This window comes from Rhizobium gallicum bv. gallicum R602sp (assembly GCF_000816845.1).
Classification (GTDB): Bacteria; Pseudomonadota; Alphaproteobacteria; order Rhizobiales; family Rhizobiaceae; genus Rhizobium; species Rhizobium gallicum.
The window spans coordinates 14,993-37,585 of sequence record NZ_CP006878.1; the positions used below are offsets into that span (position 1 = coordinate 14,993).

The following is a 22,593-nucleotide window of genomic DNA, read 5'->3' on the forward strand; positions in this document are numbered from 1 at the left end:
GCTTGATAGCGGATCAGCGCCTCGCGGACTGGCGTCACGCGACCTGATGGCAACCGTCTCGGATGCGCCTTGCGTGTAAACCGACCTTTTCTCATGCTGCAATCCTTAAATCGAGGTTGATCTGCTAGATGGCAAGCTTTGGGATCGCGCACACCGCCAGGAAGCCTTGATCTTTCAGGAATCGAGAACTTCCAGTCCCTGCAAAAAAGATCAGGTATTCATTCGCCTAATTCAAGAGGCAGGTTTACAAAAAACACAAAAAGATATATTTTGTAAACTGAAATCTAGGAGGTCGACATGATCGGCAACAAATTGAAGGTCGCTCGGCAAGCGTCTGGGCTGTCATTGCGCGCATTGGCGGATGCCATTGGGGGCGTTGTCTCTGCTCAGGCAATCGGGAAGTATGAGCGAAATGAAGATATGCCTGGATCCAAGGCGTTGATCGCTTTGGCCAAGGCCTTGGGTGTGTCGGAAGATTACCTTCTAAGTGAAGATCAACTGTCTCTGGAAGGGGTGGATTTCCGGAAAAAGCTCGGGACGTCCTCGAAAGAGGAGGCTGCAGTCCAAGCTCGCGCGGTCCACATGCTCGAGCGATATCTTGTTGTAGAGGATCTGCTTCAGTTGCGCAGCGTCGAGTGGGAGCAACCGCGAAGCGCCCCACATCCGGTCTCCGACATCCGTGATGCGGAAGATGCGGCTCGTTCGGTCCGCGATGACTGGGGACTTGGAAACGATCCCATTCCGCAACTGGCCGAGCTACTGGAGGAGCGGGGAATTAAGGTTCTTTCAATGGACTTGCACGACGTCGACGGACTGGCGGCGAGAGTTCGTCGCAAGGACCGCGATGCAGCTCGTGTGATCGTCATAAAGCGTGGCACGTGGTCGGAACGAAAGCGTTTCAACCTCGCACACGAACTCGGGCACATGGTCATTGCACCTGCCGAGGGAGTGGACGTGGAAAAGGCAGCCCATCGCTTCGCTGGCGCCTTTCTAATGCCCGCAGACGTCTTGCGCGCGGAGGCTGGTGTCCATAGGTCATCTATAAGCATTGGTGAGCTGGTCGCATTGAAAAAGAGATTTGGCGTAAGCGTTCAGGCGCTGGCCTATCGTTGCAAAGACCTGGGTATCATCAGTCAGGCGTCATGCTCGCGACTGTTCAAAGTTTTCGAAGAGCGAGGGTGGCGCACTTATCCCTATGAAGAGCCGGACAGCTTGGCGCCGGAACTCGAAGAGCCCAAGCGCTTCGAGCGTCTTTGCTACCGTGCTTTGGCAGAAGGTGTAATCGGCGAGTCCCGCGCCGCCGAGATGCTCGATATTTCGGTTCGCGAACTCGATAGGCGGCTGGATCAGACTGCGGGCTAAAGCATGGCAATTCTCGTCTCCGATACCTCTGTACTGATTGATTTGGAACGGGCCGGCCTTCTTGAGGCTATGTTTGTGTTGCCATTCGAGTTTGCAGTTCCCGATTTGCTCTATGAACGGGAATTGGCCGGAGAAATGGGCGAAAGACTTTTGGGACTTGGGTTAAGGGTTGAAACGCTCACATCTATGGAAGTCCGCCGGGCAACTGAGGTAAATCGGGCTCATACCCGCCTATCCGCACCTGACACGTTTGCTTTTGTGATAGCGCAAGCTAGGGGCTGGGGATTGCTCACCGGGGATGGCGTACTGCGCGAACTTGCTACCGCTGAAAATGTGGACATGCATGGCGTGCTATGGGTGCTCGATCAGTTTGCGGATGGTGGGCATGTCGAGTTTGCGCATTTGCATGCCGGATTAAGTCGCTTAGCGAATCATCCACGGTGCCGTTTGCCAGCGGGAGAAATCCGCCGTCGGTTAGCACGCTTCTCCAAATATGGTTATTAGCATCTTGAGCGGCAGATCTTTTATGATTCAGTGGCTTAGCTTATCCAGCCAACCGGGTTATAGGTTCGTATCCCATCAAGGCGGTCATTCGCAATTTCCGCCTTGAGCCTGTTATTCCGGTCGGTTGAAAGATCATGCACTTTCTAATTTAGCTTAATCTAGACTCTTGAGTTCTGTCCGGCATGCAGCTTCTACAAACGGAAGCGCGTATTTGACATCGGGAGCGCTCGAAATGCGGATTTCGTCCTTCAATCGCCCCCATCCGTGCGTCTCGGGTATCTTTCGCACTTTCTCTTCAGCGTCCACCAAGCTGGTCTCCGGCAGGCGAATCAGGATTGCCCTTCGCTGGACCTTAATCTCCAGAAAGTTCGTCCCGCCCGAAACCTTGTAGGCGATGCGTTGCCGAGGCGTGACGACCTCGCCCGAACGCAAGCGGCCATCAATCGCCAGGATGTGGTCACGGAGTTCACGCAGAAGCGGTTGCCTGACCGCGTCGGCGTAGGCAATGTGATCCTCGAAAGAGGCAGGGCCTTCCGGCGTTCCTTGCCTTCTCCTCTGTGGTCCTACGGAAGGTTTACGCGGGACAAGATCGATGTCGCCTGTGGTCACAGTATCAGCCATCGGAGCGCTGGGTTCCTGTACAGCTGGTTTCTCCGGACGAAGTCCGACTGCGGCGGCAACTTCATTGAGGATATCAATCGCGAAACTGAGACTGACCTGAAAGAATTCACGGTCCGAACCGGACCGATGCTCCGCCAACCTCTGATGGATCAACCGTTCCGCCCGATGACAATCCGTCACCCGTCTGGACAAGAGCACTTCGAAGTTTTGAGGCACTCCCGTCGCTGACGAGATCTCGGCGGCCCTTTCTTCGGGCGTCCGAGTCGTCATTCCGATCTTATACTGGTTTGCGCGATAGGCTGGATTGAATAGGATGTATATGTGCCCTTCAGTCAAGACTTCCTCCCATTTCAGGAATTTACAACGGCTAGCGGGTTCCTCGGTCCTAGGTTCCAACGCACCTCTGGGTGTCGGTCCGTCAATTTCGCCAGTGGCTAGGCTAGCTCGAAGGTGAACCCATTGCTGCCGTAGCAATCTTGTGATCGACCCATGCAGCAAGGCCGTTCCACAGTTCTCGGTCGAGGCCGACTTGGCAAGCGATCGCAATGATCTGCTGGTATGACACGGGCGTGATCGCAGATTGGCCGGCGAGACTGGGATCCATCAGACCCCGCTTCGCCTTCCGCGCCGTTGGGAAACTGGGGTGATCGGCAAAGACTGCGAGAGCAGTTCCTTGAAGATGGCGGTGCTTGCCGAGCGCTGCCGCCAGCACGGCGTTGCGCATCCACTGATAGGCATCTCCCTTAAAAGGGCAGGGCGTATGGTCAACACCCGTATCGAGCGCGAAGACCGTTGGGATATATTCCCAGTAACGAATGCCCTTGCCTGTAAGAGCACACTGTGAGCGCACGCCGTTGCCCGGGTTGATCTGATCGACGTAGCTTCCGTTGCATTGGCGCTCGCCAAAGCCTGACACCGCGGTTTGGCTACATTGTCCTCCGGGTTCGGTGAACTTGCACTCGATGACGAGTGCTGCCGCGGAGCCGATAGCAAGTGCATCGACTTGCGTCGGCCTCGGTTCCCCCAGAAGCCGATCAGTATCGGTCCACTCGAGTGTTATCGCCCATGGACCACCCGGCGCCACTCCCACACGCTCGGCGATGGCGTCGAAAATGCGGTCGCGATCTGTGCTCGTTTCGAGTGTGCCGAACACATCGATTGCAATGGCTTGCGACGAATGCACCTTATAGGCCTGAATTCGGTTGGTTCGGTCACGATGCCAGGGAAACGTCTCCCAGTCTTCGATCGCTCCGTGACTGGCCGGAAATAGATTTTCGCGGACTGCCTGGAAATCGGAGATCATCTTGGGTGCGCCTCAATTCCATCAAGCCAAGAAGATGGTTTCCTCCAATCGAAGAGGCTCAACCGTGCAGGCATTCGTGATGGGATCGCTTTAGGTGACACTCGGCTTGTCCACCAGCTTCTCGACCAATCGCCTGAGTTCCGACGGGGTCATTTGGCCAGCCACCACCTCGTGGTAGCCAATTCCGGCGCGTCGCAACGCCTCTTTCTTTACGGCGTCGCGCGCGGCCGCTGCGCCTTGATGATGCGCTCCGCCTTGGTATTCGATGACGTGCCGCGGTCGGCAGTTGCTGTCCACGAGCAGTAAGTCGACACGCCTGGAATTGATGCAACTGTAGGCGTCTGGGTCGGCACTTCGAAGAATCTCGCCCAATGAAACCTGAGCCATCACCTGCCATGACGGATTGCAGCCGATCACGACACTGTCGAGTTCTCGAAACACGCGGGCTTCACTCTTGTTCAGCAATGGCTGGATGGTGAACTTCGAGCGCATCACGATACGCAGTTGATCCGTGGCATCGATTGGCCGCGATGGCTGAGCAGCTGGGGTCTGAAGCCAGGAGACTGGTATGACGCGCTCGTTCCAGCGCCTTTCCTCCGATTGCGACCTGTTTCTCTCTCGCCACGCCAGTCTGCTCGTCGCGGTTAGGAACTGCTCAACGGCCATGCCGATGATAATGCCCACAAACAGCGCAGCGATTAGCAGTTCCAGCTTTTCGAAGTCTGCAATGGTTATGCCGCCCGAGGCGCCGACTGCGGCAACTCCGATGATCAGCCAAGGTGCTGCGAACAGAACCGACCTTTGGCGATATTGCATGCCTCTCTCCGGATTTCCCGCGAAGATAGTATGACGCTTTTACGGCGCGCGGAAAGTTATCCAAAAGAATGAGGTTTCACACGCCGCAAACTTCCACCCGATGATCGGTTTCCTGTTTCCGAGGGATGGTTCTAGCGACTAGCCGGCATCCGCTTTAGCCAGGATTCCTTCATCGCTGGCACAGCGAAAGCTTTAGAGTCGGTGCCAAGCCTGTTGCCATGGTGTTCACGCTCTGGGCTAAAAAGATCGCATAATGGATCGTCGGGAACCTATGAAATGTCTCGGACAAACTACTGGTCGCTGCTTCCTTTCAGTATGGATCGCCATCAGCCCCATTCGATTGGCCACATATTCTGCTCCCGAAATGGTGGGGTGGACCGGGTATGACGGTAGGTATAGACGCGTGGTCCGGTAGGCGCTATTCGTGATGTACCAACATATCAGCAAACCATCCCGTGGATTCTCCAAGGCCTCTTGTATTGAAAAAAGTGCAACGCAGTTTTGCCGTCGAGTACAAAACCGGCAGACGAAAACTCGATACCAGGTCAAACTCGATCTGGGGCAACTTTGATTTGAAATCCGTCGCTCGCGACCTGGAGGAAGAGGCAATGCCGTTTCTGTCGGGTAGCTCTCAGAGTGGCAAATCCGACTGCGAAATGTCTTTACCAAAAGCAGATCAGGTCGAGCCGTTGTTGATAGCGCCTCTCGGGCCGTCGACAACTGCATCAGATACACAGGAGATAAGCATGGCCGACGAGACTGATACTGCAACCAGTGCCGATGTGCCGACCGTTGTCGAAACGCCTATTGCGCCGAAGAAACAGCGCAAACCCCGGGCCAAGAAAACCGCGGCACTTGAGACGCCGTCAGCTGACGCTGTCGCAGAGCCAGCAGCTGCTCTGGCCGCCGCCGGTGGTGTGAAAAGGAGAGGGCGCAAGGCAAAGGTGATCGAAGTTACGGCGAGCGCCAAACGCGCACCTGTGCGCCGTGCCCCAAAGGCTGTGCAGGCAGCACCGGCCCCACCGATGACGGCGATCGATGAGATGGCAGACCTTTTGCAGTTGGAAGAGGAAAATCAGCGACTGCGCAAGCTTCTGGCCGAAAAACTTCGCGCTGAAAATGCCGATCTGCGCAAACGGCTCAAGCTCAATTGACAAAAGCAGCTGGTCAATCGCCGGCCGCATTTCCATGCTTATCGAGAGATACAATTTGGCAACGGTGAATGCTGTTGCCGGAACTAAAACTCACTGCCTGCTTGCGGGATAAATCGCGAGGTCGGATAGATGGCGTCTCCCTGGAAATTTCTTGCCCGACTGATCTCACCTGGACGCCAACCGGCATAAGTCGCGAATTGCGAGACGTTAGGCCAAAGCGAAATGACGCACAAACCGCCGGGTCAGTAAAGCAATCGAGCGCGTATCGTTCCCGGAATCTGGCGAATTTCATCAAGGATATCATCCGCTCTCTGGCCAATGCTCTCGGCCTCAATCACCACATAACCCATCTCGCCGTAGGTCTGCAGGAATTCGCCGACGATATTCAGTCCGCGGGACGAAAAAATCATATTCAAACTGTTCAAGATGCCAGGGCGATTTTCATGAACATGGATGAAACGTGTGCCGTTCGGTCGCGGAGGCAGTTGAACCTGGGGAAAATTGACCGCGCCCAGCGTCGAACCGACGTCCGAATATTCGACGAGCTTCCTTGAGACTTCCCCTCCGATGCGCTCCTGGGCTTCTTCGGTTGAGCCGCCAATATGTGGCGTCAGAATTACATTGTCCAAACCCTGTAGCGGCGTCTCGAAGAGTTCTTTATTGGATGCCGGCTCTTTCGGGAACACGTCCACAGCCGCGCCTGCAAGATGCCCCTCTTTCAAAACCGTCGCAAGCGCCTCAAGATCGACCACGGTCCCGCGGGAATTGTTGATAAAAACGGCTCCCTTTTTCATTCGGCGCAGTTCAGTCTCAGTGATCATGTTTCGCGTTGAACTGGTCTCTGGAACATGCATCGTCACATAATCTGAGATTTCGAGCAGTGCCCCGAGCGTCGCCATCGATTCTGTATTGCCGTGGCGAAGCTTGTCCGAGGGATCGAAATAGCGCACGTTCATGCCCATACTTTCCGCAAGAACGCCAAGCTGCGAACCGATATTGCCATAGCCAACGATGCCCAGCGTTTTCCCGCGCACCTCACGACTGCCGACGGCAGATTTTTCCCATCCGCCTTCATGAGCCGAAGCCGAACGCGGGAAGATCCGCCTGGTCAGCATGATGATCTCACCGATCACAAGCTCGGCGACCGAGCGCGTATTTGAATAGGGAGCGTTGAACACGGGTATCCCGCGTCGGCGGGCCGCATCCAGATCGACCTGATTTGTCCCCACAGAAAAACAGCCGACGGCCATGAGCTTCTTAGCCGATCTGAAGATTTCCTCTGTCAAATATGTGCGTGAGCGAATTCCCACAATATGTGCTTCGGCTATATGACTTTTAAGATCCTTGTCATCCAGAGCCTTCGGCAGATGCGTGAGATTGACGTAGCCGGATGACGAAAAGTAGTCCACCGCGCTCTGACTGATGCCTTCAAGCAGAAGTACGGAAATCCGGTCGCGCGGAAGCGAAAGAGGTCGGGACATTGGATTGCTCTCGATTTTGGAATTCATTAAGAATGAGGCCACAAAAGCTCACAGACAGGGCAACAGGATTCAGTCAGATCCACGGACATTTGCACATAATAACCGACTCCGGCGGTAGAACATATGGCTCGCCAGCGGACAGTTCCGCATTGTCCAAAGATCTACATCATTTCCTATTGTCGGTATAGAAATCGGGCTCATCCCGGAGAGCAGGCTCAGAGCCAAATTTTTCCCAATGCAAAAGACCCCGTACGGAACTGGTCGACAATAGATCGCACGTTAAGCGGGTAATGTACCCGGCGCTCCAACAGCGCTAACCGAAGCAATAAGCCAAGTCAGCGACGACGAGGCTTTACTGCCGTCTTATTGCCAACGAGCGTCACGAAGCAGACGTCTATCCTTCTCGGAGAGAGATGTTTCAGCAACCGATCGTCATCCATCCAAGGGGCGAGTCTGATGATCAGCTTTATGGTGCGAACGGGTTTCCGTGCGGCACAGTTTGATCGTTATGATCATGCGCGCCGCTGCAGCCGCTTCGAGATCAATTTGAAGTCGTACGTTGTCCGGGCCGGAAGTCCTCTCAGTCGCGGTTCGCCCATGGTGTCGTTTCGCGTCTTGGATGAGCCGTCCGTACATAGCCAGCCGAGATCGCTCTGTCCGACAGCATAGGTTCGGAGCAACCGCTTTGCGCGGCCCGGTCAGATAGCAGACGACGGACATCAGGCGGGCCATCTATTCGTTATGGCGACCATCCGTGCGGTCACAGGGTCACGCATCTCGACCATATGCAGTTCGACCGACGACCGGTCAAATCTACGCCCGGCCTCCCGCCGAGAATATAGTGCGTCAACGCGGGATATTATGCGTGAGCTCCAGCGCACGATTGATGAGATGGTCCAGGCACGTGAGGAAAGTGAATCCTGGAGTCTTGAATATCTACCGAGCTAAAGTTCGCAGGCCTGATGACCGTTGGCGCAATCTCACAGCCATGTATGCGATGAAATCCGAGATCGTTGGTTCGAATCCTTTCACATCAGGATTTTTGTCAATTGTTCATTCGAGTGGTATCGAATTTCTCCTTCGTAGGCGGATCCACGGTCTGAGCCCATAGCAATTACCGGCCCGGTTCTCGGGCCTATACAACCTCACATGCGGTCGCCGCTCTCACGCGGCTGCACCATTATCCCGCTTTCGACGGGCACAGGCTCAGGAGAACGGGGCCAAACTCAAGGTCGGCGGTTAAAGCCAAAAGGATTCCCGGTCCGTTCACCTGGATCCGTCAGAGCTGATCAGGCCCTGAGGATTAGAAACTGTGTTTCACAGCAGTTTGTGTTTCAGGCGGTTTTCATGATTGCACCTTCGATCACGACGCCGGAGCTCACATACTTCCAGAGGGCCACGAGCAGCTTACGCGCGAGCGCAACGATCATCGGCGTCTTTAAGCGGCCGGCGTTCCGCGCGATGCGCTCTTTGAACCATAGTGTTAATGTCGATTTCGGTTGATGCCGCAACCATAGCCAGGCGAGCTCGACCATGGTGGCTCGCAAACGCGGATTTCCCGCCTTAGACACGCCCTGTTCGCGATTGACGTTACCGCTTTGCCAGGGGGAGGGGGCAAGACCTGCGTAAGATGCGATTTGGCGTCGATTGTCGAAGTGTCGGAACAGGCCCTCCGTGTAGAGTATTGTAGCGAATTCCGGCCCAATTCCTCTGATGCCTAAAAGAGCGGTCGCGCCTTTCGGCGTTTCTGAGGTCTTCTGGACGATCAAAGCATCTCGCTCGGCTTCCACTGCCTTGATTTGCGCGAGCAACAATTCGAGGCGATCGAGTTCTCTGCAGATTTCCGCCTTCAAATGTTTTGAGAGCGACCGACCATCGCCAGTCCGAAGCTCGTCCAGACGCTGGCGGCGATCTCGATTGACAGGTTGGTAATCCCGAATTCCTTGCGTGAAGAGCAGCCCCTTTATGCGATTGACGTGGAAGACACGTTCCGCAATCAGAGTTTTCCGCTCCCGTCCAACCGTCGATTGTCGTCTTCCTCGGGTGAGAGAAGTTTGACCATTGAGCACGCACGAGGCTCGCCACGTTTCCATGCCATCAATGCGCGGATCAGCGTTTCGCCGTCGATACGGTCGGTCTTCGCCCGGCGATGCCGGCGCGGCATGGCAATTGATGCGGCTTCTACAATGTGGCTCTCGATCCAAGCTTCTTTGCTAAGCACTCGCCCCAGCCAGAAGCCATCCAGCCCGGCCTCTTGGATCACGACCAGTGGGTAAAGTATGTTCTTTCGCCGAGTGGCTTTCTGACGAAGCGCTGCAAAGCATGCGAACAAGCCGGCGATATCCCCTCCAGTAACGGTGTGGCGGGACATCTTCTCGCTGCCAGGTGACAGAGCTGTCACCAGCCACGTCGATTTACTCAATTCCAACGAGACAAATATTGCGCCAAGATCGACGGGGGTAGTGGTCTGCGCTCGAGTTTGATCTGCTGTTATCGGCATGATTGGCCTCCAGAGAGTTTTCTAGCGACCTCACTCTGCCACGGTGCAGGCCGCTACTCACCCCTGATGGGATCTCAAGGCGACGCTTTCGCTTGAACGTTATTGAGCCAAAGAATATCGAAGCGCAGGATCTCAGCCGCGGCAATCTTCTCAGCTGCTTTCGCGCCCGTCCTAGCGGATCGTTTTCTCAAGCTCTTCTTTCAGGCGTTCGGCATCCATCGGCACACAATAAACCGGCCTGCCGCGCTCCAATCGCCATCCCTCGGCAAGGAGGCCCGGCATCCACTGCATCGAAGCCGAACTGGTCATAGAGCCGTGCGACGACTGCCTTGTCTGCGGAATTGTCGCCGGCCATCGCACGCGTCGCGCGGCTTTTGTGATTGCAGATGAGCTTAGCTCAACGCAGTGATGATGTCATGTGATCTCAACCAAATCGAAATCCAACCCATATCGCTGATGCGTCGCTGGCAGCGGCATCACCTTAGCAATGTGGAGTATTAGCAAATGAAAACATGGTTCATCACAGGTGCATCCCGCGGTTTCGGTCGCGCTGTCGCCGAGGAAGCCATTCGCCGCGGTGATAAAGTCGCCGCAACCGCTCGTTCCGTCGAAGCGCTCCAAGACCTTGTGGCACTTTCTCCCGAAGGCGTCGCGGCGATTCAACTCGACGTCACCAACCCCGAAGAGATCAAGCACAGCGTAGCCGCTGCCCAAGCACGCTTTGGCCACATCGACGTCCTCTTCAACAACGCTGGGATTGGCTATTTCGCTGCGGTCGAGGAAAGCCAGGAGGCGGAAATTCGACGAATGATGGAGATAAACGTTTTTGGTCTTGTCAACGTCACCAATGCGTTTCTTCCGGCCATGCGGGCGCGGCGCTCAGGTACCATCATAAACGTCTCGTCCGTCGGAGGCATCCGAGCTTTTCCGGCCGTCGGATGGTACTGCGCGTCCAAGTTCGCTGTGGAAGCTATTTCCGAATCGCTCTCGCAGGAATTGCAGCCGCTCGGTATTGACATCGTCCTCATCGAGCCCGGCCCGTTTGCGACGGATTGGGCTGGCAACTCAGCACATGAAGTACCACCGGACGGTGAAATCGCCGATTACGGCAATACGGCGGGTGGCCAGCGCGCGTCCTTCCGACAGAACGTCGGCAACGAGCCAGGGGATCCGGCAAAGGCGGCCGTGGCGATTGTCAATGTCGCTCATGACGAGGACAAGCCTCTGCGACTGCCGCTTGGCAATATCAGCTATGACGGCATTCTCGATAAACTCGAGCAGGTCCGTCAGGAGATCGCGAAGCGAGAAGCGGTCAGCCGCGCCACGGATCGGGATTGACGTTGTTCGGGTGGCTTCTGCGATGACGCTATTGGTGCGTATCGCGGAAAAGCAAGACGTCCTTTCAGATTCCCTATCAGAGCTTGAGGCCCGAGCGAGACTGGGAATCCAGTGACAAATGTCTCGCGGCGCTCGCCGGCTTCAAAGCGTGCCGTAGCCCGGGCGAGCCCATTAGAGCCGAGCTCGTCGTCAGCCGGAGGTGAGTAGACGGCGCTAGCGTCACGGCCGCTTATACCAAGGCGCAAACCATACCCGCCATTCGTCGATCTAGCTATTCGAGCCTTTTGGTTTCACCGCCTCCTGCCGGTCCGCGGCGGCGAGTGACGGGAGGCGATCTCCCACTTCTGCGATCAGCACGGGGGGCTGATCGCGACGGGCCGGTTGTGCGATCTGATTTTAGTTGGAAGGGGCTTGAGCCGCCAGTACTAACGCGTCGGACAGCTCCATGAAAAAACCGCCGAAGACAAAGCGCCGCGCCGAGGTCGGGTTGTAACGATTCTGCTATTTGTTTCCACGCGATTACCACACGATCACGAAAAAAGCCGGGTCCCGTGATGTTCTTCACGAGACCCGGAAGTCGGCCGGACAGCCGGCCTCTGGGAGAAAATGTGCCGTCTTAGGGCCTAGGTGAGTTTCCCGACCGACTTTTCGAGAATCGCCCATAATTCCTCACCATATTTTTCGCGCCAGCTTGTGTAGAAGCCGCCGTCGCGAAGTTTCTGCCTGAACGACTCGGTGTCGGGCTGATTGAATACAAGACCCTGTTTGGCCAGGACCTCTTTCAGGGACTCCGACAACTTGGCCATGTCTTGACGCTCATCGAGCGCTGCTTGATTGATGTTGCGGCTTACGACATCCTGCACATCCGCCGGCAGGCTTACCCAGTTGCGCTTGTTGGCAACGCAGAAGAACGCGTCCCACATGTGCCGGGTCAATGCGCAGTATTTTTGGACCTCGACAATATTTGCGGTCTTGATGTTGGCCAGCGAATTTTCCTGTCCATCGACGACCTTCGTTTGGAGTGCAGAATAGAGTTCGTTGAAGTTGATGGACGCCGGAGCTGCCCCAAACGTCTGGAACATAGAAGTCCAAAGCGCTCCGACTGGAACGCGGATTTTCATACCGGCGAGATCCGCGGGCGAGTTGACTGGATGCGTGCTGGTGGTGATGTGCCGGAACCCGTTGTCCCACATCTTTTCCATCGGGAGGAGATTCACCTTTTCGATGAGCTTATGCAGAGCGACACCGAGTTCGCCGTCCATCGTTTTCCAAACCGTATCATAGTCCGGGAAAATGAAACCGAGACCATAGATCGAGGCCGCCGGAACCATGGTGGACAGTACATTGATACCAGAGTTCAGGAACAGATCGATGCCGCCTGCTCTCACTTGCGACAGCATGTCCGTGTCGCTACCAAGCTGGTTGTTCGGGTAGACCTGCAGCTCAACCCGCCCGTTCGTCTCCTGTTGGATGCGCGTTGCCGCCTCCCTTGCGCGCGTGGTGATTGGATGGGTTTCGGCCAGGTTAAACGCGAACTTCAGGGAATATTCGGCCGCGGCAGCTCGCTTCATTGAAAAGCCGAGCGCGGTGGCGCTTAGACCTAGCGTCGTCGTCATCGTAAATGCGCGTCTTGTCAGGTTTACCATAGCGTTCTCCTCCAAATAACTCTGTGAATTTTGACTGGTCGATGCCGGACTAAAGGAAGCCGATCGAGAGCCACGGAACCGCAGCAACAACGGCAAGACCAATGGCCATGGCGACGATGTAACCGACGATCGGTTTCATGCCCGCATCGGGGCTGACCCGGGTAATTGCGCAGGCAGCGTAGTAGCCAACGCCGAAGGGCGGCGCGAACAGGCCGATACCCATCGCCAACACGACGACCATGGCGTAGTGCACCTGATGGATGCCCAACTGTTGAGCAACCGGAAAGAGCAAGGGTGCGAACAGGACGATCGCAGGTATCCCTTCGAGCACACTGCCAAGGATGATGAATATGACGATCGAGACGATCATGAATGTGACCGCACCCCCCGGAAGGCTTGAAAGGCTTTGTGCCAGAGCTGTCGAGAAGCCTGATTGCGTCAGGCCCCATGCCATCGCCGTGGCCGCGCCAATAATCAGAAGGATGGAACCGGATAGGCTCGCCGTCTCGACAAGCATCGGCTTGAGCCGGCGCCAGTCGAACTGACGGTAGAACACCAGACCCGCGACAACCGAGTAAGCAATGCCAATAGTCGAAACTTCTGTCGCCGTAGCGACACCTTCGATAACGGCTGAGCGGATAACGAACGGAAGCGCGAGGGCAGGGAGTGCGGTGACAAGCAGCTTACCGATCTGCCGTCGGCTTGCTCTCTTGGCTTGGCTCGAGTCGTCGTTGCGGCAGCGCCAGCGGACCAAGAAGCAGAGCGTTATCGCTAGAATGAGGCCCGGCAGAAGGCCGCCGGTGAACAATGCTGCGATCGATACCCCGGTCGCGGATCCCACCGTAATCAAGACGATGCTAGGCGGGATTGTTTCTGTCTGAGCACCGGTTGCCGAGAGAAGCGCGACAAGATCGCCCTCGTCTGCTCCGCGCGCCTTCATCTCCGGAAACAGGACCGGCGCGATAGCGGCCATGTCGGCAGCCTTCGATCCTGAGATCCCTGACACGAGATACATCGCGGCCACCAGCACATAGTGAAGCCCGCCGCGCACATGGCCAAGAAGGCTGGCGAGGAACGCAACCATCGCCCGCGCCATACCCGTCATCTGGATGAGCTGGCCGAGAAACACAAACAGAGGGATCGCGAGAAGGATCAGATGGCTGACACCCTCATCGATCCTGCCGACAATGATCAGAGGTGGCGTTCTGGTCGTCAGAATGAGGTAGCCGAATGTGGCGATCGCGAATGAAAAGGCGATCGGCACGCCGCCAAAGACACACGCTGCAACGCCGCCGACAAAGAAAATGAGAAGATTGAGGTTCCCAAGACCAACGAGCACGGGCTTCAGCGCCCAAAACAAGCAGAAGACCACTGCTATGGCAGCAACGGCACCGAGTGCGAGACGGAGATTCGAACTCTGCAGAAGCCGCAACACCGCGAAAACAAGCATCAAAGCGAAGCTCGTTGGCAGCGCCGAAGCGCGCCAAGAGTTCTGAATATTCATCGCTGGTGTCCAAACGTAGGACTCCTCGATGGCGTATTCCAGAGATGCGGGCAGGATCAGTACGAGGAAGGCAAGTGCCGCCGCAACCGAAACCAGTTCAACGAAGCGGCGCGTATCGCCCTTCAACGCGGTAACCAGGGCCGTCATGCGCATGTGTTCCTGCCGCTGAAACGCGACGGCCGAACCCAACATGGCAAGCCAGAGGAACAGGATTGAGGCTAGCTCGTCCGACCAAACCAGTGGCACGTGGAACACATACCGAGCGACGACGGCCGAGAACAGCAGAAGAATTTCGCAAAGCACTAGAAGTGCTACCGGTATCTCCAGGCCCTTTACCAAGCCGTGCTCAACCCTGCGTGCCATTGCAGCCAGGTTTGACGTGCTTGTCACTACATTCTCGATGGTTCGGTGAACAGTCATAGTGGCCTCCTCATTCGGCCACGCCTGCTCGTTTGCGTGCGTGTGCAGCGCAGTCGTCTATCCGTCAAAATCGATCCTCCCACTGCCGTTCACGCACTACTTCCTGCGGGAAGCTGACCAGCTTCCGTCCTCCCAAGTGCGTTTCAACGAACTTCGCGCCCAGCTTCTCTTGGCGTAGGTATAAGGTATGAGGTCATACCCATGTTGGCAAGCACTTTTTCTGCCGGCTGGGTGTCTTGAACAGGAACAAGTACGCCCGGGGTCGAGGCATCGATCGGTCACTCGACCGGTCACTGGATCGAGATCACAGACCCGGGCTCGATGGCCCTCAAACAGATCGAGCGGTTCCACTGGCTGGTGTGCACAAATGTCAGGGGATCTTGGAGCCGATTAGGCGTCCCGTTTGACGACGGGGGCAAGCCGCATCCTGTTCATCGCGCCGCCGCGATCGGATTTCTTGAAATCGGCGACCGATCGCCTGTGCCGGCTCGATGTCGCCACCGTTCCGTCCCTAGTCCTTCGGGAGCGGCGAACCTGGCGCGTGCTTGAACCCAGGACGTGCGCCGCCGACCTCAAAACGCCGGACGGCCTTATTGACCTTGCTGTTTTGACAAGTCGTCTCGCGCGCTTACCGCAGGTCAGCGGCCCTCTGAGTTTTCAGCGCCGCTAACTTCTTTCCGTAGATCGCTGCGTCGTCAGGGGCCTGTCCTCCGCCCGATGCTAATCCCTCTGGAGGGAGGGACGTCACACCGGACTTGAAAGTCCTGCTTTGCATCGGCTCCGGCTATGCCGCGGCTAGATAAAGCGTTGGCTCCTCTGAGCGGCTGGTCTTTGCCGGCCCACCGGCAATTTGGAACCTGGACAGCATCTCGAAAAGCGATGCTGTCTCCTTCGCGAGATTGTTCACGGCAGAGGTCGACTCTTCCACCAAAGCTGCGTTCTGCTGTGTCGGTGATTCAATCTTACCGACTGAGAAATTGATTTCCTTGAGCCCGTCCGCTTGAACGCGAGAAACCTGAGCAATGGCGTCGACGTTCTGATTGACGCTCTTAGTAGCGCAGGAGGTCAGAGACCTGGCGCAAAGGTCTGCGGCGGCGGCGAAAGAAATCAAGTCAATCAAAATATCCAACCTGCATATCAATGATGGGGTCCAGCGCGTGCAACAGGCCGGCAACGCTTTGGGCCAAATCGTTGTTCAGGTGCATGAGGCTATGACAAACATTCGGTCTTCTTCGGTCGAAATAGGCAATATCATCGTGTCATCGATGAAATCGCATCAGACGAACCTTTTGGCTTTGAACGCAGGCATTGAGGCGGCTCGGGCGGGGGGACTGGCCGTGGGTTCGCGGTTGCCCGATGACTTAATCCGCGGGCGCATCACACACACGGCTGGCGGATCTGCCACCTTCCGTAATCTCGGGCGGCCTGAATGGCCTCAGGCTGTCGCTCAGGGGCGGCGACGAGCAATCGTCCGCTTAGTCTGAGGATCAAGATATTATACCGCCAGCTGCGATCAATGCTTCCACCGTATCGACATCGTGCAACGCTGAAGTGCCGATATCGAAATCGACGAAGGGCACATTGGAAGCTCGGATAATATTTCTTGCGCCCAGATCGCCCTTAAGCCTCGCGACCTCGCCCAGGAGGGACCTGGGAAAGATCACGGGATTCCCGCGAATGTTCCCACAGGTCGCTCCGATAATCGATCGACCACCATAAGCAACGAAAGCCTCAATAAGCGAGTTTAAATCAGCCGTCGAAACCGACGGCATGTCGGCCGGCATAACCAGTGTTCCTTGCGCTGATCGAACTTGGGGCGTCATCATCCCGGTTATCAAAGAACTCGACATCCCGCTGGCGAAATCGGGGTTGTGCGCAATGCTGACTGGAAGGCCAGAGAGAGCTGAAATCAACTCCGGAGCTCGAAAACCGACGACAACAGTAACGGAACGAGCCCTGCTTTCACAGGCGCGCATGGCACTTCGCCTGACAAGTGGAATACCATCGAACAATGCCAGGAGCTTGCTATCTGTGGCGGTCCCAAAGCGACGTGCCTGTCCTGCGGCGAGCAGCACAACAGCCACCTCTGAAGGGTCCGTAGTCTTCTCCATATTGCCTCCTAGGCTCACGGCGCATTTACCTCGCCCACTACTATATCACTTGAGACTAGGAATGGGTCCGTTTCCGATTGAACGAAGCAACCGTTCTTACGGCGCGGAAAGCTTTCATTATTAGACCTGATACCCTATATATGTGGTATGAACCCAACCCATTCGCGCTCGTCGCCAGTCGCTATCCGATGAACAAGATCATAAAGATGCCCATGAATATTGCCTCCTCATCCGGTAATGAAAAGCCCTTGCTAATGCAGCGACAATCATCAGTTCGTCGAACGATGGAGATTGTATTCGAGACCTGGAACTTCTTGATACTTCGAGAAGCCTATTTTGGCGTGCGCCGGTTCGACAAATTTCAGCAGCGCTTGGGCATTCCGCGGCAGACGCTTTCGTCTCGACTGTCCAGCTTTGTGGCGAATGACATCCTGAGCACTGGAAAACGGCCGAACGAGCCGGGGCAACAATATTTCCTAACCGTCCGAGGAAAAGATCTCTTTCCGACGATGCTGTCGCTCATGGAATTCGGCGACAAGTGGCTGACGGGGGGCAACGAGCCCCCACTGAAGCTGATTCATAAAAGTTGTGGGTGTGAATGCCATCCCATCACGGTCTGCTGCGAATGTCTCGAACCCTTCACGGCAAAAGAGGTTGCGCCACGCGACGGGCCAGGCGCGGGGTATGCTCCGGTCGAAGCGCGGCCGACGTCTCGCAGAAGCTCGGATTCGACGCTTTTGGAAAGGGTGCGGCCCTGCTCAGTCGCGCGGACGCTTGGGATCATCGGCGACCGTTGGAGCTTCCTCATTCTACGAGAAGGCTGGTTCGGAGTTCGACGGTTCGAGGAAATGCGCGAGAACCTCGGCATTGCGACTAACATTCTCGCCGACCGCCTCGCCCGGCTCGTACAGGCGGGCGTATTGCGCAAGGTTCCTTATAACGGAGGCGAGCGCTTCGAGTATCGCTTCACCGAAATGGGCCTCGATCTGTACAAGCCCATGCTCGTCATGATGGCCTGGGGAGACAGGTGGCTCGCAGACGGCAAGCCACCGATGCGGCTTCGGCATAAGGCCTGCGGGCAGGATTTTTCCGCCATCGTGGTCTGCTCCGAGTGCAAGAAGCCCATCTCCTCCAAGGACACCGACTACATCCTAAGGTACCCGTTTGATCTTTGAAGGATTTGGCGTCCGATAAGGCATTTCTGAAATCAAACGACGCTCAGGGTTGAGGTGATGGGTCGAGAGGACGTATCTTCGAGCGCAGCATCTGGAAAATGCGCTCCGGCGTAACTGGCAGCGTTTCCACCGACACGCCGAGGTGAGAAAGCGCGTCCGAGACGGCGTTTGCGATCGCCGCCGGCGCGCCGATCGTGCCGCCTTCGCCCATGCCGCGAAAGCCGCCGATGTTGTTCGGCAGATCTGCTTCGATATGGACGATACCGATATCGGGAACGCTACTGGCAACAGGGACCAGATAGTCCGCAAAGCTCGCGGCAACTGCCTGCCCCTGGTCGTCGTGGACGATTTCCTCAAATAGGGCAGCACCGATACCTTGGGCCACGGCGCCTTGGACCTGTCCGTCCACGATCATCGGATTGATGATCTTGCCGCAATCCTCGGCCACGACATAACGCAGGATTTTCACGCTGTAGGTTTCCGGATCGACCTCGACCATCGCAAGATGCGTCGAGGAGCAGGCGGTTCCGAGATAGGGATCGTAGGTTTCAGAAGCCGTAAGATCCTCACGCTGGTCTCGTGGAATACGCCCCATCTGCGTATAGACCGCAGAAGCGATTTCCTTAATTGTCATGGTCAGGTTCGAGTTTCTGCTTGTAACGATGCCATCATGTATGTCGAGGTCCTCGATACTCTGCTCCATCAGGTAGGCGGCAGCGCGCAAGACCTTGGCTTTCACATTGCGAGCTGCAAGCGTGGCGGCGCCGCCGCCCAGGACCGCCGAACGGCTGGCATAGGTCCCACTGGACATAGGAACCAGAGAACTATCTCCATGCTTGATCTCAATATCCTCGAGCTTGCAGCCGAGCTCGTCAACAATGACTTGCGCCAGTGTCGTCTCAAGCCCCTGTCCGTGCGAGGAGATGCCGAATGCCGCGGTAATCGCGCCGGTGGCGTCGATTTCGATCTTCGAGGTTTCCGTTCCTGTGTTGATCGGCATCCCGGGCGCCACTGAGATACGCGAGCCGATGCCGGTCAACTCGGCATAGCTCGCCAGACCGATTCCGATCCATCGGCCCTCTTTCCTGGCTTTGTCTTTTTCGCGCAGGAGAGCGGGGTAATCCAAATGATCGCACGCTCCTTGGAGGCATTCATGGAAGGCTGACTTGTCCCAGATAATGCCGGAAGCAGTGCGATAAGGAAATTCTTCGGCTCGAACGAGGTTCTTGCGGCGGAACTCGACCGGGTCCATGCCGAGCTTGCGGGCCGCCATCTCGATGAGCCTTTCCATCGCGAAGGTCGAGGAAGGGCGGCCAACACCACGATAAGGACCGGTTGGTGGTTTTGGTGTGAGGACACCCTGGATCCGGCCTCGGTAATGCTCCATCCGATAGGGTCCGGGCAGGAAGCTGACGACCTGCACCGTCTCCAGTGCAGCAGTCCACGGGTAGATCGAGTAGGCTCCGACATCGCCGATAACGTCTGCGCGCAGGCCGATCAGCATGCCGTCCTTGGTTACCGCCAGCTCGGCCTCGATCAGTTCGTCGAAGGCCTGACTGGTCGCGGAAAGATCTTCCAGCCGATCGCTGATGAACTTGATCGGCCGCTTCAGCTTTCGTGCCAGCGCACAGACAAGGATTTCTTCGCCGTAGAGCGACCCCTTGCCGCCGAAGCTGCCTCCCACATCGGGGGCAACTACGCGCATGCGTGTTCCTGGGAGGTCGAGGCAGCCCGAAAGCACATCGCGGATCACGCCTGGAATATTGGAGGATGTATAAAGCGTGAGCGATTGTTTCCGGCTGTCCCATTCGGCGAGATAGGACCGGTTCTCCATGGCAGCGGCTGTCTTCCGCGTCATCCGGAACCTGCCTTTCACGGTGACCGCTGCGTCCTGGAATGCCGCGTCGACGTCGCCACGCTTGAACTCGCGGCGAATGATCGTGTTGGTGCCGGCCTCCTCATGCAGGAGGGGTGCATCGTCCTTCACCGCATCGACCTGTCGGATAGCGAAGGGCAGTGGCTCGTACTCGATAGTGATGTATTCAAGCGCGTCTTCCGCCGCGTACCGGCTTTCGGCCACAATGGCGACGACCGGCTCGCCTACATATCGAACTTTTCCGCGTGCGAGCGGCCATATGGGGGTGGCGTAATAACCAGGCATGCGCGAGGTCGGGATGGCCGGTTTGATCTCTCCTTCCAAGTCGCTCGCGTCATAGATGGCGACGACGCCGGGCACCGAGAACGCATCGCCGACATCGATGTTCAGGATTCGGGCATGTGGCTGGTCCGAGCGTCGCAATGCGACATGCAACATACCAGCTGGCGCCATGTCATCGACATACTGACCAACACCCGTCAGCAGACGTGGATCTTCGGTGCGCTTGACCCGCTTGCCGACAAGTTTGGGCCGCAGCTCGACGGAATGGTCCTGATGGCTCATTCGTAGAACTCCACACCCTTTCGCAACCCTTGCCACTGCGTGTCGTCGTGGCCGGAAATGATGGTAGCTCCCCCCTCCCGAAGAGCTTTCAGGCGAGCGAGTGCCTCTGCGGCCAGTTCAATGTTCCACGTATTTTTCGGAGCGATACCGGTATCGATGTTCGACTGGAGCGGCGCAGCATCCGAAGCGAGTATGAAGGAACCATCTTTTTCAAGATCGACACGGGCGACGGTCATTCCCGGGGTATGACCCGGCATCGGCAGTAAGACGATGCGCCCGTCGCCAAAGACGTCATGCTCCGCATTGAAGGTCTGGAAACCCTGCGGCTGGTCCCATTCTCCCCGAAGATAGCCAAGATTCTCTGCACCGCTTGCCGTTGCAGCCTGCGTCTCCGCCTCGTGGCAGAGGATCGTTGCGCGCCGAAAGTACGCGTTGCAGCCGCAATGATCGGGATGGAGATGTGAACAGATCACAACATCTATGTCCTTGGGATCGAGATCAAGAGTCTTCAACTGATGAACGACCGTCTGCTCAGGTGAAAAGATCGGAGTCATAACCTTGCTTAACCCGCCCCATCGCGCGCCTGGATCGATGGCGGCCTCTGGACTGCATCCGCTGTCGAACAGCGCGTTGCCTTGGGGATGGCGCACCAGGGTGGCGTGAACCGGCAACTCGATCGCTTCTTCCTTCGGTGCCCCGGGGACGTAGATGGACCGGCGCATACGGAGCCGGCCGCCTTCAAGAAAATGCATCTTCATCTCAGAGGTCCTCTCTCCCTAGCCAGTTCGCGGACGGCATTGACGATGTTTTCATATCCCGTACAGCGACAGATGTTCCCCGACAGCGCTTCCCTGATCTCCTCATCGGTTTCCAGCGGATGGTGGCGAAGAAGGTCGGTGATCGCCATGATGAAACCGGGCGTACAGAATCCGCATTGCAGGCCATGATGCTGGCGGAACGCTTCTTGGATTCGCCCGAGTTTATCGACGCTTCCCTGGCCTTCGATGGTTTCGATTTCGCTCCCGTCCGCCTGCACTGCAAGCGTCAGACAGGAGCGCGCACTCCTCCCATCGAGTGTGATGGTGCAGGCACCGCAAACGCCATGTTCGCACCCGACATGGGTTCCGGTCAGGCCAAGGTCCTGGCGCAGGAAGTCGCTCAGCAGCATTCGTGCTTCGATCGTGCGCGTCATACACACTCCGTTGATGCTGACGGTGATCGTCTTCTCACTCATCTTGCTTGAAGCCTTTCGTGGTTCGCGCGGCTCCAGGCGGCGCGAAGGGCTCGTTTGGCGAGGACGCCTGAGAGATGTCTACGGTAATCTGCAGAGGCATGGATATCCGTGTTGGGCATGAGAATTTGCGCGAGGCGATCCGCCACCGTATCGAGAACCGGCTCGGACACATCCGTCCCCTCGATGATGTCCTCAATCTCTTCGAGCCGCAGCGGGGTTTCACCAACGCCCATCATGCCAACGCGAACGTCAGACGCTATGCCATCTACACAACGCAGCGTCGTCGCAAAGCAGGCGAGCGCGAAGTCCCCGTGGCGCTTTGCAAATTCCTCAAAGCCCCATCCGGCATCTGGTTTCATCGCATCGAGATCGACGCCGATCACGAACTCATCTTGTTCGAGCGAATTGACCAGCGATCCGACAAAAAATTCGGCTGCAGGTATTTCGCGTACACCGCGCTGAGAGTAGGCGATGACTGTCCCATCGAGAAACCGTGTCATCATCGGCATCTCGGTCGCCGGATCCGCATGGGCGACGCTGCCGCAGAAGGTACCGCGGTTGCGCACCGTCATATGAGCGACGTGATGCATCGCCTCATGCACGATCGGCAAGTGTTGGCGGATGATCGCGTCTGTCGCGGTCATGTGATGGCGTACCGTCGCGCCGATCCTCACCCGATCTCCGTGCAGTTCGATCCGATCAAGGCCGGCCACCCGGTTGATGTCGATAACGATGGTCGGCTTCACCAATCGAAAGTTGATCATCGGCATGAGGCTTTGGCCCCCGGCGATGATCTTACCGTCTCCCTCGGCAGCGCCAAGTGCCGCGGCAACCTCATCGATCGTGGTGGGAGCGATGTAGTCAAACGGCGCGGGCTTCATGGCGTCTGCGACCTCACCTGCGATACTAACTTCCTCGACACGTATCTTCCTCCCCCGCGCAGTGCGGCTCAGCGCAATGCTATAATTTTCACTTGCATTATTA

18 protein-coding genes and 2 pseudogenes are annotated in these 22,593 nt (G+C 56.8%); 6 read left to right on the forward strand and 14 right to left on the reverse strand.

Going from position 1 to position 22,593, the window contains the following annotated elements; translation table 11 throughout:
* The first annotated feature begins 297 nt into the window (after nt 1–297).
* Together RGR602_RS20170 and RGR602_RS20175 are read left to right on the forward strand one after the other, a co-directional pair.
* Nucleotides 298–1,362, forward strand: a complete 1,065-nt coding sequence (locus RGR602_RS20170) for an XRE family transcriptional regulator (protein ID WP_040113933.1) — start codon at nt 298–300, stop codon at nt 1,360–1,362.
* Nucleotides 1,363–1,365: 3 nt separating this feature from the next.
* On the forward strand, nt 1,366–1,866 hold the full coding sequence (locus tag RGR602_RS20175; RefSeq protein WP_040113934.1) for a PIN domain-containing protein: 501 nt from the start codon (nt 1,366–1,368) through the stop codon (nt 1,864–1,866).
* Between the two features lie 153 nt (nt 1,867–2,019).
* Here the strand turns inward: RGR602_RS20175 and RGR602_RS38520 are convergent, their stop codons facing one another.
* The 4 genes and pseudogenes from RGR602_RS38520 to RGR602_RS20190 form a co-directional block, all read right to left on the reverse strand.
* Entirely contained in the window at nt 2,020–2,487 is a 468-nt protein-coding gene (locus RGR602_RS38520) for a hypothetical protein (protein ID WP_223844046.1), read from the reverse strand.
* A gap of 69 nt (nt 2,488–2,556) precedes the next feature.
* Nucleotides 2,557–3,033, reverse strand: a pseudogene (locus RGR602_RS39445) (GIY-YIG nuclease family protein); the annotation flags it as partial.
* Nucleotides 2,927–3,790, reverse strand: coding sequence for a PGN_0703 family putative restriction endonuclease (locus RGR602_RS20185; protein ID WP_040113936.1), 864 nt, complete (start codon nt 3,788–3,790; stop codon nt 2,927–2,929). The gene RGR602_RS20185 and the pseudogene RGR602_RS39445, both read right to left, overlap by 107 nt.
* 90 nt (nt 3,791–3,880) lie before the next feature.
* Nucleotides 3,881–4,606 carry a DUF2726 domain-containing protein gene (locus RGR602_RS20190; RefSeq protein ID WP_040113937.1) on the reverse strand — a complete coding sequence of 242 codons (726 nt, stop codon included), beginning with the start codon at nt 4,604–4,606 and terminating at the stop codon, nt 3,881–3,883.
* A gap of 479 nt (nt 4,607–5,085) precedes the next feature.
* Between RGR602_RS20190 and RGR602_RS20195 the strand changes: the two genes are divergently transcribed.
* Entirely contained in the window at nt 5,086–5,760 is a 675-nt protein-coding gene (locus RGR602_RS20195) for a transcriptional regulator (protein WP_040113938.1), read from the forward strand.
* 242 nt (nt 5,761–6,002) lie between these two features.
* Here the strand turns inward: RGR602_RS20195 and serA are convergent, their stop codons facing one another.
* Nucleotides 6,003–7,241: a phosphoglycerate dehydrogenase gene (gene serA, locus RGR602_RS20200; RefSeq protein WP_040114068.1), complete on the reverse strand. Its 1,239-nt coding sequence runs from the start codon at nt 7,239–7,241 to the stop codon at nt 6,003–6,005.
* A gap of 1,334 nt (nt 7,242–8,575) precedes the next feature.
* A pseudogene (locus RGR602_RS20205) lies at nt 8,576–9,741 on the reverse strand (IS110 family RNA-guided transposase).
* 504 nt (nt 9,742–10,245) lie between these two features.
* On the opposite strand from RGR602_RS20205, the gene RGR602_RS20210 reads away from it, so the two are divergent.
* Nucleotides 10,246–11,079, forward strand: a complete 834-nt coding sequence (locus tag RGR602_RS20210) for an oxidoreductase (protein ID WP_040113939.1) — start codon at nt 10,246–10,248, stop codon at nt 11,077–11,079.
* 623 nt (nt 11,080–11,702) lie between these two features.
* On the opposite strand, the gene RGR602_RS20215 is transcribed toward RGR602_RS20210, so the two are convergent.
* The 3 genes from RGR602_RS20215 to RGR602_RS20230 all read right to left on the reverse strand — a co-directional run bounded on the left by RGR602_RS20215 (nt 11,703) and on the right by RGR602_RS20230 (nt 15,778).
* On the reverse strand, nt 11,703–12,695 hold the full coding sequence (locus RGR602_RS20215; protein WP_082046619.1) for a TRAP transporter substrate-binding protein: 993 nt from the start codon (nt 12,693–12,695) through the stop codon (nt 11,703–11,705).
* A gap of 79 nt (nt 12,696–12,774) precedes the next feature.
* Nucleotides 12,775–14,649: a TRAP transporter large permease gene (locus tag RGR602_RS20220; RefSeq protein ID WP_040113941.1), complete on the reverse strand. Its 1,875-nt coding sequence runs from the start codon at nt 14,647–14,649 to the stop codon at nt 12,775–12,777.
* A gap of 784 nt (nt 14,650–15,433) precedes the next feature.
* Nucleotides 15,434–15,778, reverse strand: coding sequence for a methyl-accepting chemotaxis protein (locus tag RGR602_RS20230; protein WP_223844047.1), 345 nt, complete (start codon nt 15,776–15,778; stop codon nt 15,434–15,436).
* A gap of 28 nt (nt 15,779–15,806) precedes the next feature.
* On the opposite strand from RGR602_RS20230, the gene RGR602_RS35950 reads away from it, so the two are divergent.
* Nucleotides 15,807–16,133 (forward strand): methyl-accepting chemotaxis protein, encoded by a 327-nt coding sequence (locus RGR602_RS35950; protein ID WP_203226212.1) that lies wholly within the window; start codon nt 15,807–15,809, stop codon nt 16,131–16,133.
* 3 nt (nt 16,134–16,136) lie between these two features.
* Here RGR602_RS35950 and RGR602_RS20235 read toward each other — a convergent pair whose 3' ends face one another.
* Nucleotides 16,137–16,760 (reverse strand): nucleotidyltransferase family protein, encoded by a 624-nt coding sequence (locus tag RGR602_RS20235; protein WP_040113944.1) that lies wholly within the window; start codon nt 16,758–16,760, stop codon nt 16,137–16,139.
* A 212-nt stretch (nt 16,761–16,972) separates the two neighbouring features.
* Here RGR602_RS20235 and RGR602_RS20240 point away from each other — a divergent pair, with 212 nt between their 5' ends.
* Nucleotides 16,973–17,935, forward strand: a complete 963-nt coding sequence (locus tag RGR602_RS20240) for a winged helix-turn-helix transcriptional regulator (RefSeq protein ID WP_223844042.1) — start codon at nt 16,973–16,975, stop codon at nt 17,933–17,935.
* A gap of 43 nt (nt 17,936–17,978) precedes the next feature.
* Here RGR602_RS20240 and RGR602_RS20245 read toward each other — a convergent pair whose 3' ends face one another.
* Genes RGR602_RS20245 through RGR602_RS20260 form a run of 4 tightly spaced genes read right to left on the reverse strand, consistent with a single transcriptional unit; the run spans nt 17,979 to nt 22,490 of the window.
* The gene (locus RGR602_RS20245) at nt 17,979–20,375 is read right to left on the reverse strand and encodes a xanthine dehydrogenase family protein molybdopterin-binding subunit (protein WP_040113945.1); all 2,397 of its coding nucleotides are present in this window, start codon (nt 20,373–20,375) and stop codon (nt 17,979–17,981) included.
* A complete protein-coding gene (locus RGR602_RS20250; protein ID WP_040113946.1) occupies nt 20,372–21,133 on the reverse strand; it encodes an N-acyl homoserine lactonase family protein in 762 nt (253 codons plus the stop codon). Before RGR602_RS20250 ends, RGR602_RS20245 begins: the two co-directional genes overlap by 4 nt.
* Nucleotides 21,130–21,609, reverse strand: coding sequence for a (2Fe-2S)-binding protein (locus RGR602_RS20255; RefSeq protein ID WP_040113947.1), 480 nt, complete (start codon nt 21,607–21,609; stop codon nt 21,130–21,132). Before RGR602_RS20255 ends, RGR602_RS20250 begins: the two co-directional genes overlap by 4 nt.
* On the reverse strand, nt 21,606–22,490 hold the full coding sequence (locus RGR602_RS20260) for an FAD binding domain-containing protein (RefSeq protein WP_040113948.1): 885 nt from the start codon (nt 22,488–22,490) through the stop codon (nt 21,606–21,608). Before RGR602_RS20260 ends, RGR602_RS20255 begins: the two co-directional genes overlap by 4 nt.
* Between the last annotated feature and the right edge of the window lie 103 nt (nt 22,491–22,593).

Bases quoted from the DNA above. Each gene is read 5' to 3' on its own strand.
- RGR602_RS20245 (WP_040113945.1), bottom strand. From the start codon at position 20,375: ATGAGCCATCAGGACCATTCCGTCGAGCTGCGGCCCAAACTTGTCGGC.
- RGR602_RS20250 (WP_040113946.1), bottom strand. From the start codon at position 21,133: ATGAAGATGCATTTTCTTGAAGGCGGCCGGCTCCGTATGCGCCGGTCC.
- RGR602_RS20170 (WP_040113933.1), top strand. From the start codon at position 298: ATGATCGGCAACAAATTGAAGGTCGCTCGGCAAGCGTCTGGGCTGTCA.
- RGR602_RS38520 (WP_223844046.1), bottom strand. From the start codon at position 2,487: ATGGCTGATACTGTGACCACAGGCGACATCGATCTTGTCCCGCGTAAA.
- RGR602_RS20235 (WP_040113944.1), bottom strand. From the start codon at position 16,760: ATGGAGAAGACTACGGACCCTTCAGAGGTGGCTGTTGTGCTGCTCGCC.
- RGR602_RS20215 (WP_082046619.1), bottom strand. From the start codon at position 12,695: ATGACGACGACGCTAGGTCTAAGCGCCACCGCGCTCGGCTTTTCAATG.
- RGR602_RS20240 (WP_223844042.1), top strand. From the start codon at position 16,973: ATGAATATTGCCTCCTCATCCGGTAATGAAAAGCCCTTGCTAATGCAG.
- RGR602_RS20210 (WP_040113939.1), top strand. From the start codon at position 10,246: ATGAAAACATGGTTCATCACAGGTGCATCCCGCGGTTTCGGTCGCGCT.
- RGR602_RS20175 (WP_040113934.1), top strand. From the start codon at position 1,366: ATGGCAATTCTCGTCTCCGATACCTCTGTACTGATTGATTTGGAACGG.
- serA (WP_040114068.1), bottom strand. From the start codon at position 7,241: ATGTCCCGACCTCTTTCGCTTCCGCGCGACCGGATTTCCGTACTTCTG.
- RGR602_RS20260 (WP_040113948.1), bottom strand. From the start codon at position 22,490: ATGAAGCCCGCGCCGTTTGACTACATCGCTCCCACCACGATCGATGAG.
- RGR602_RS20255 (WP_040113947.1), bottom strand. From the start codon at position 21,609: ATGAGTGAGAAGACGATCACCGTCAGCATCAACGGAGTGTGTATGACG.
- RGR602_RS20185 (WP_040113936.1), bottom strand. From the start codon at position 3,790: ATGATCTCCGATTTCCAGGCAGTCCGCGAAAATCTATTTCCGGCCAGT.
- RGR602_RS20220 (WP_040113941.1), bottom strand. From the start codon at position 14,649: ATGACTGTTCACCGAACCATCGAGAATGTAGTGACAAGCACGTCAAAC.
- RGR602_RS20190 (WP_040113937.1), bottom strand. From the start codon at position 4,606: ATGCAATATCGCCAAAGGTCGGTTCTGTTCGCAGCACCTTGGCTGATC.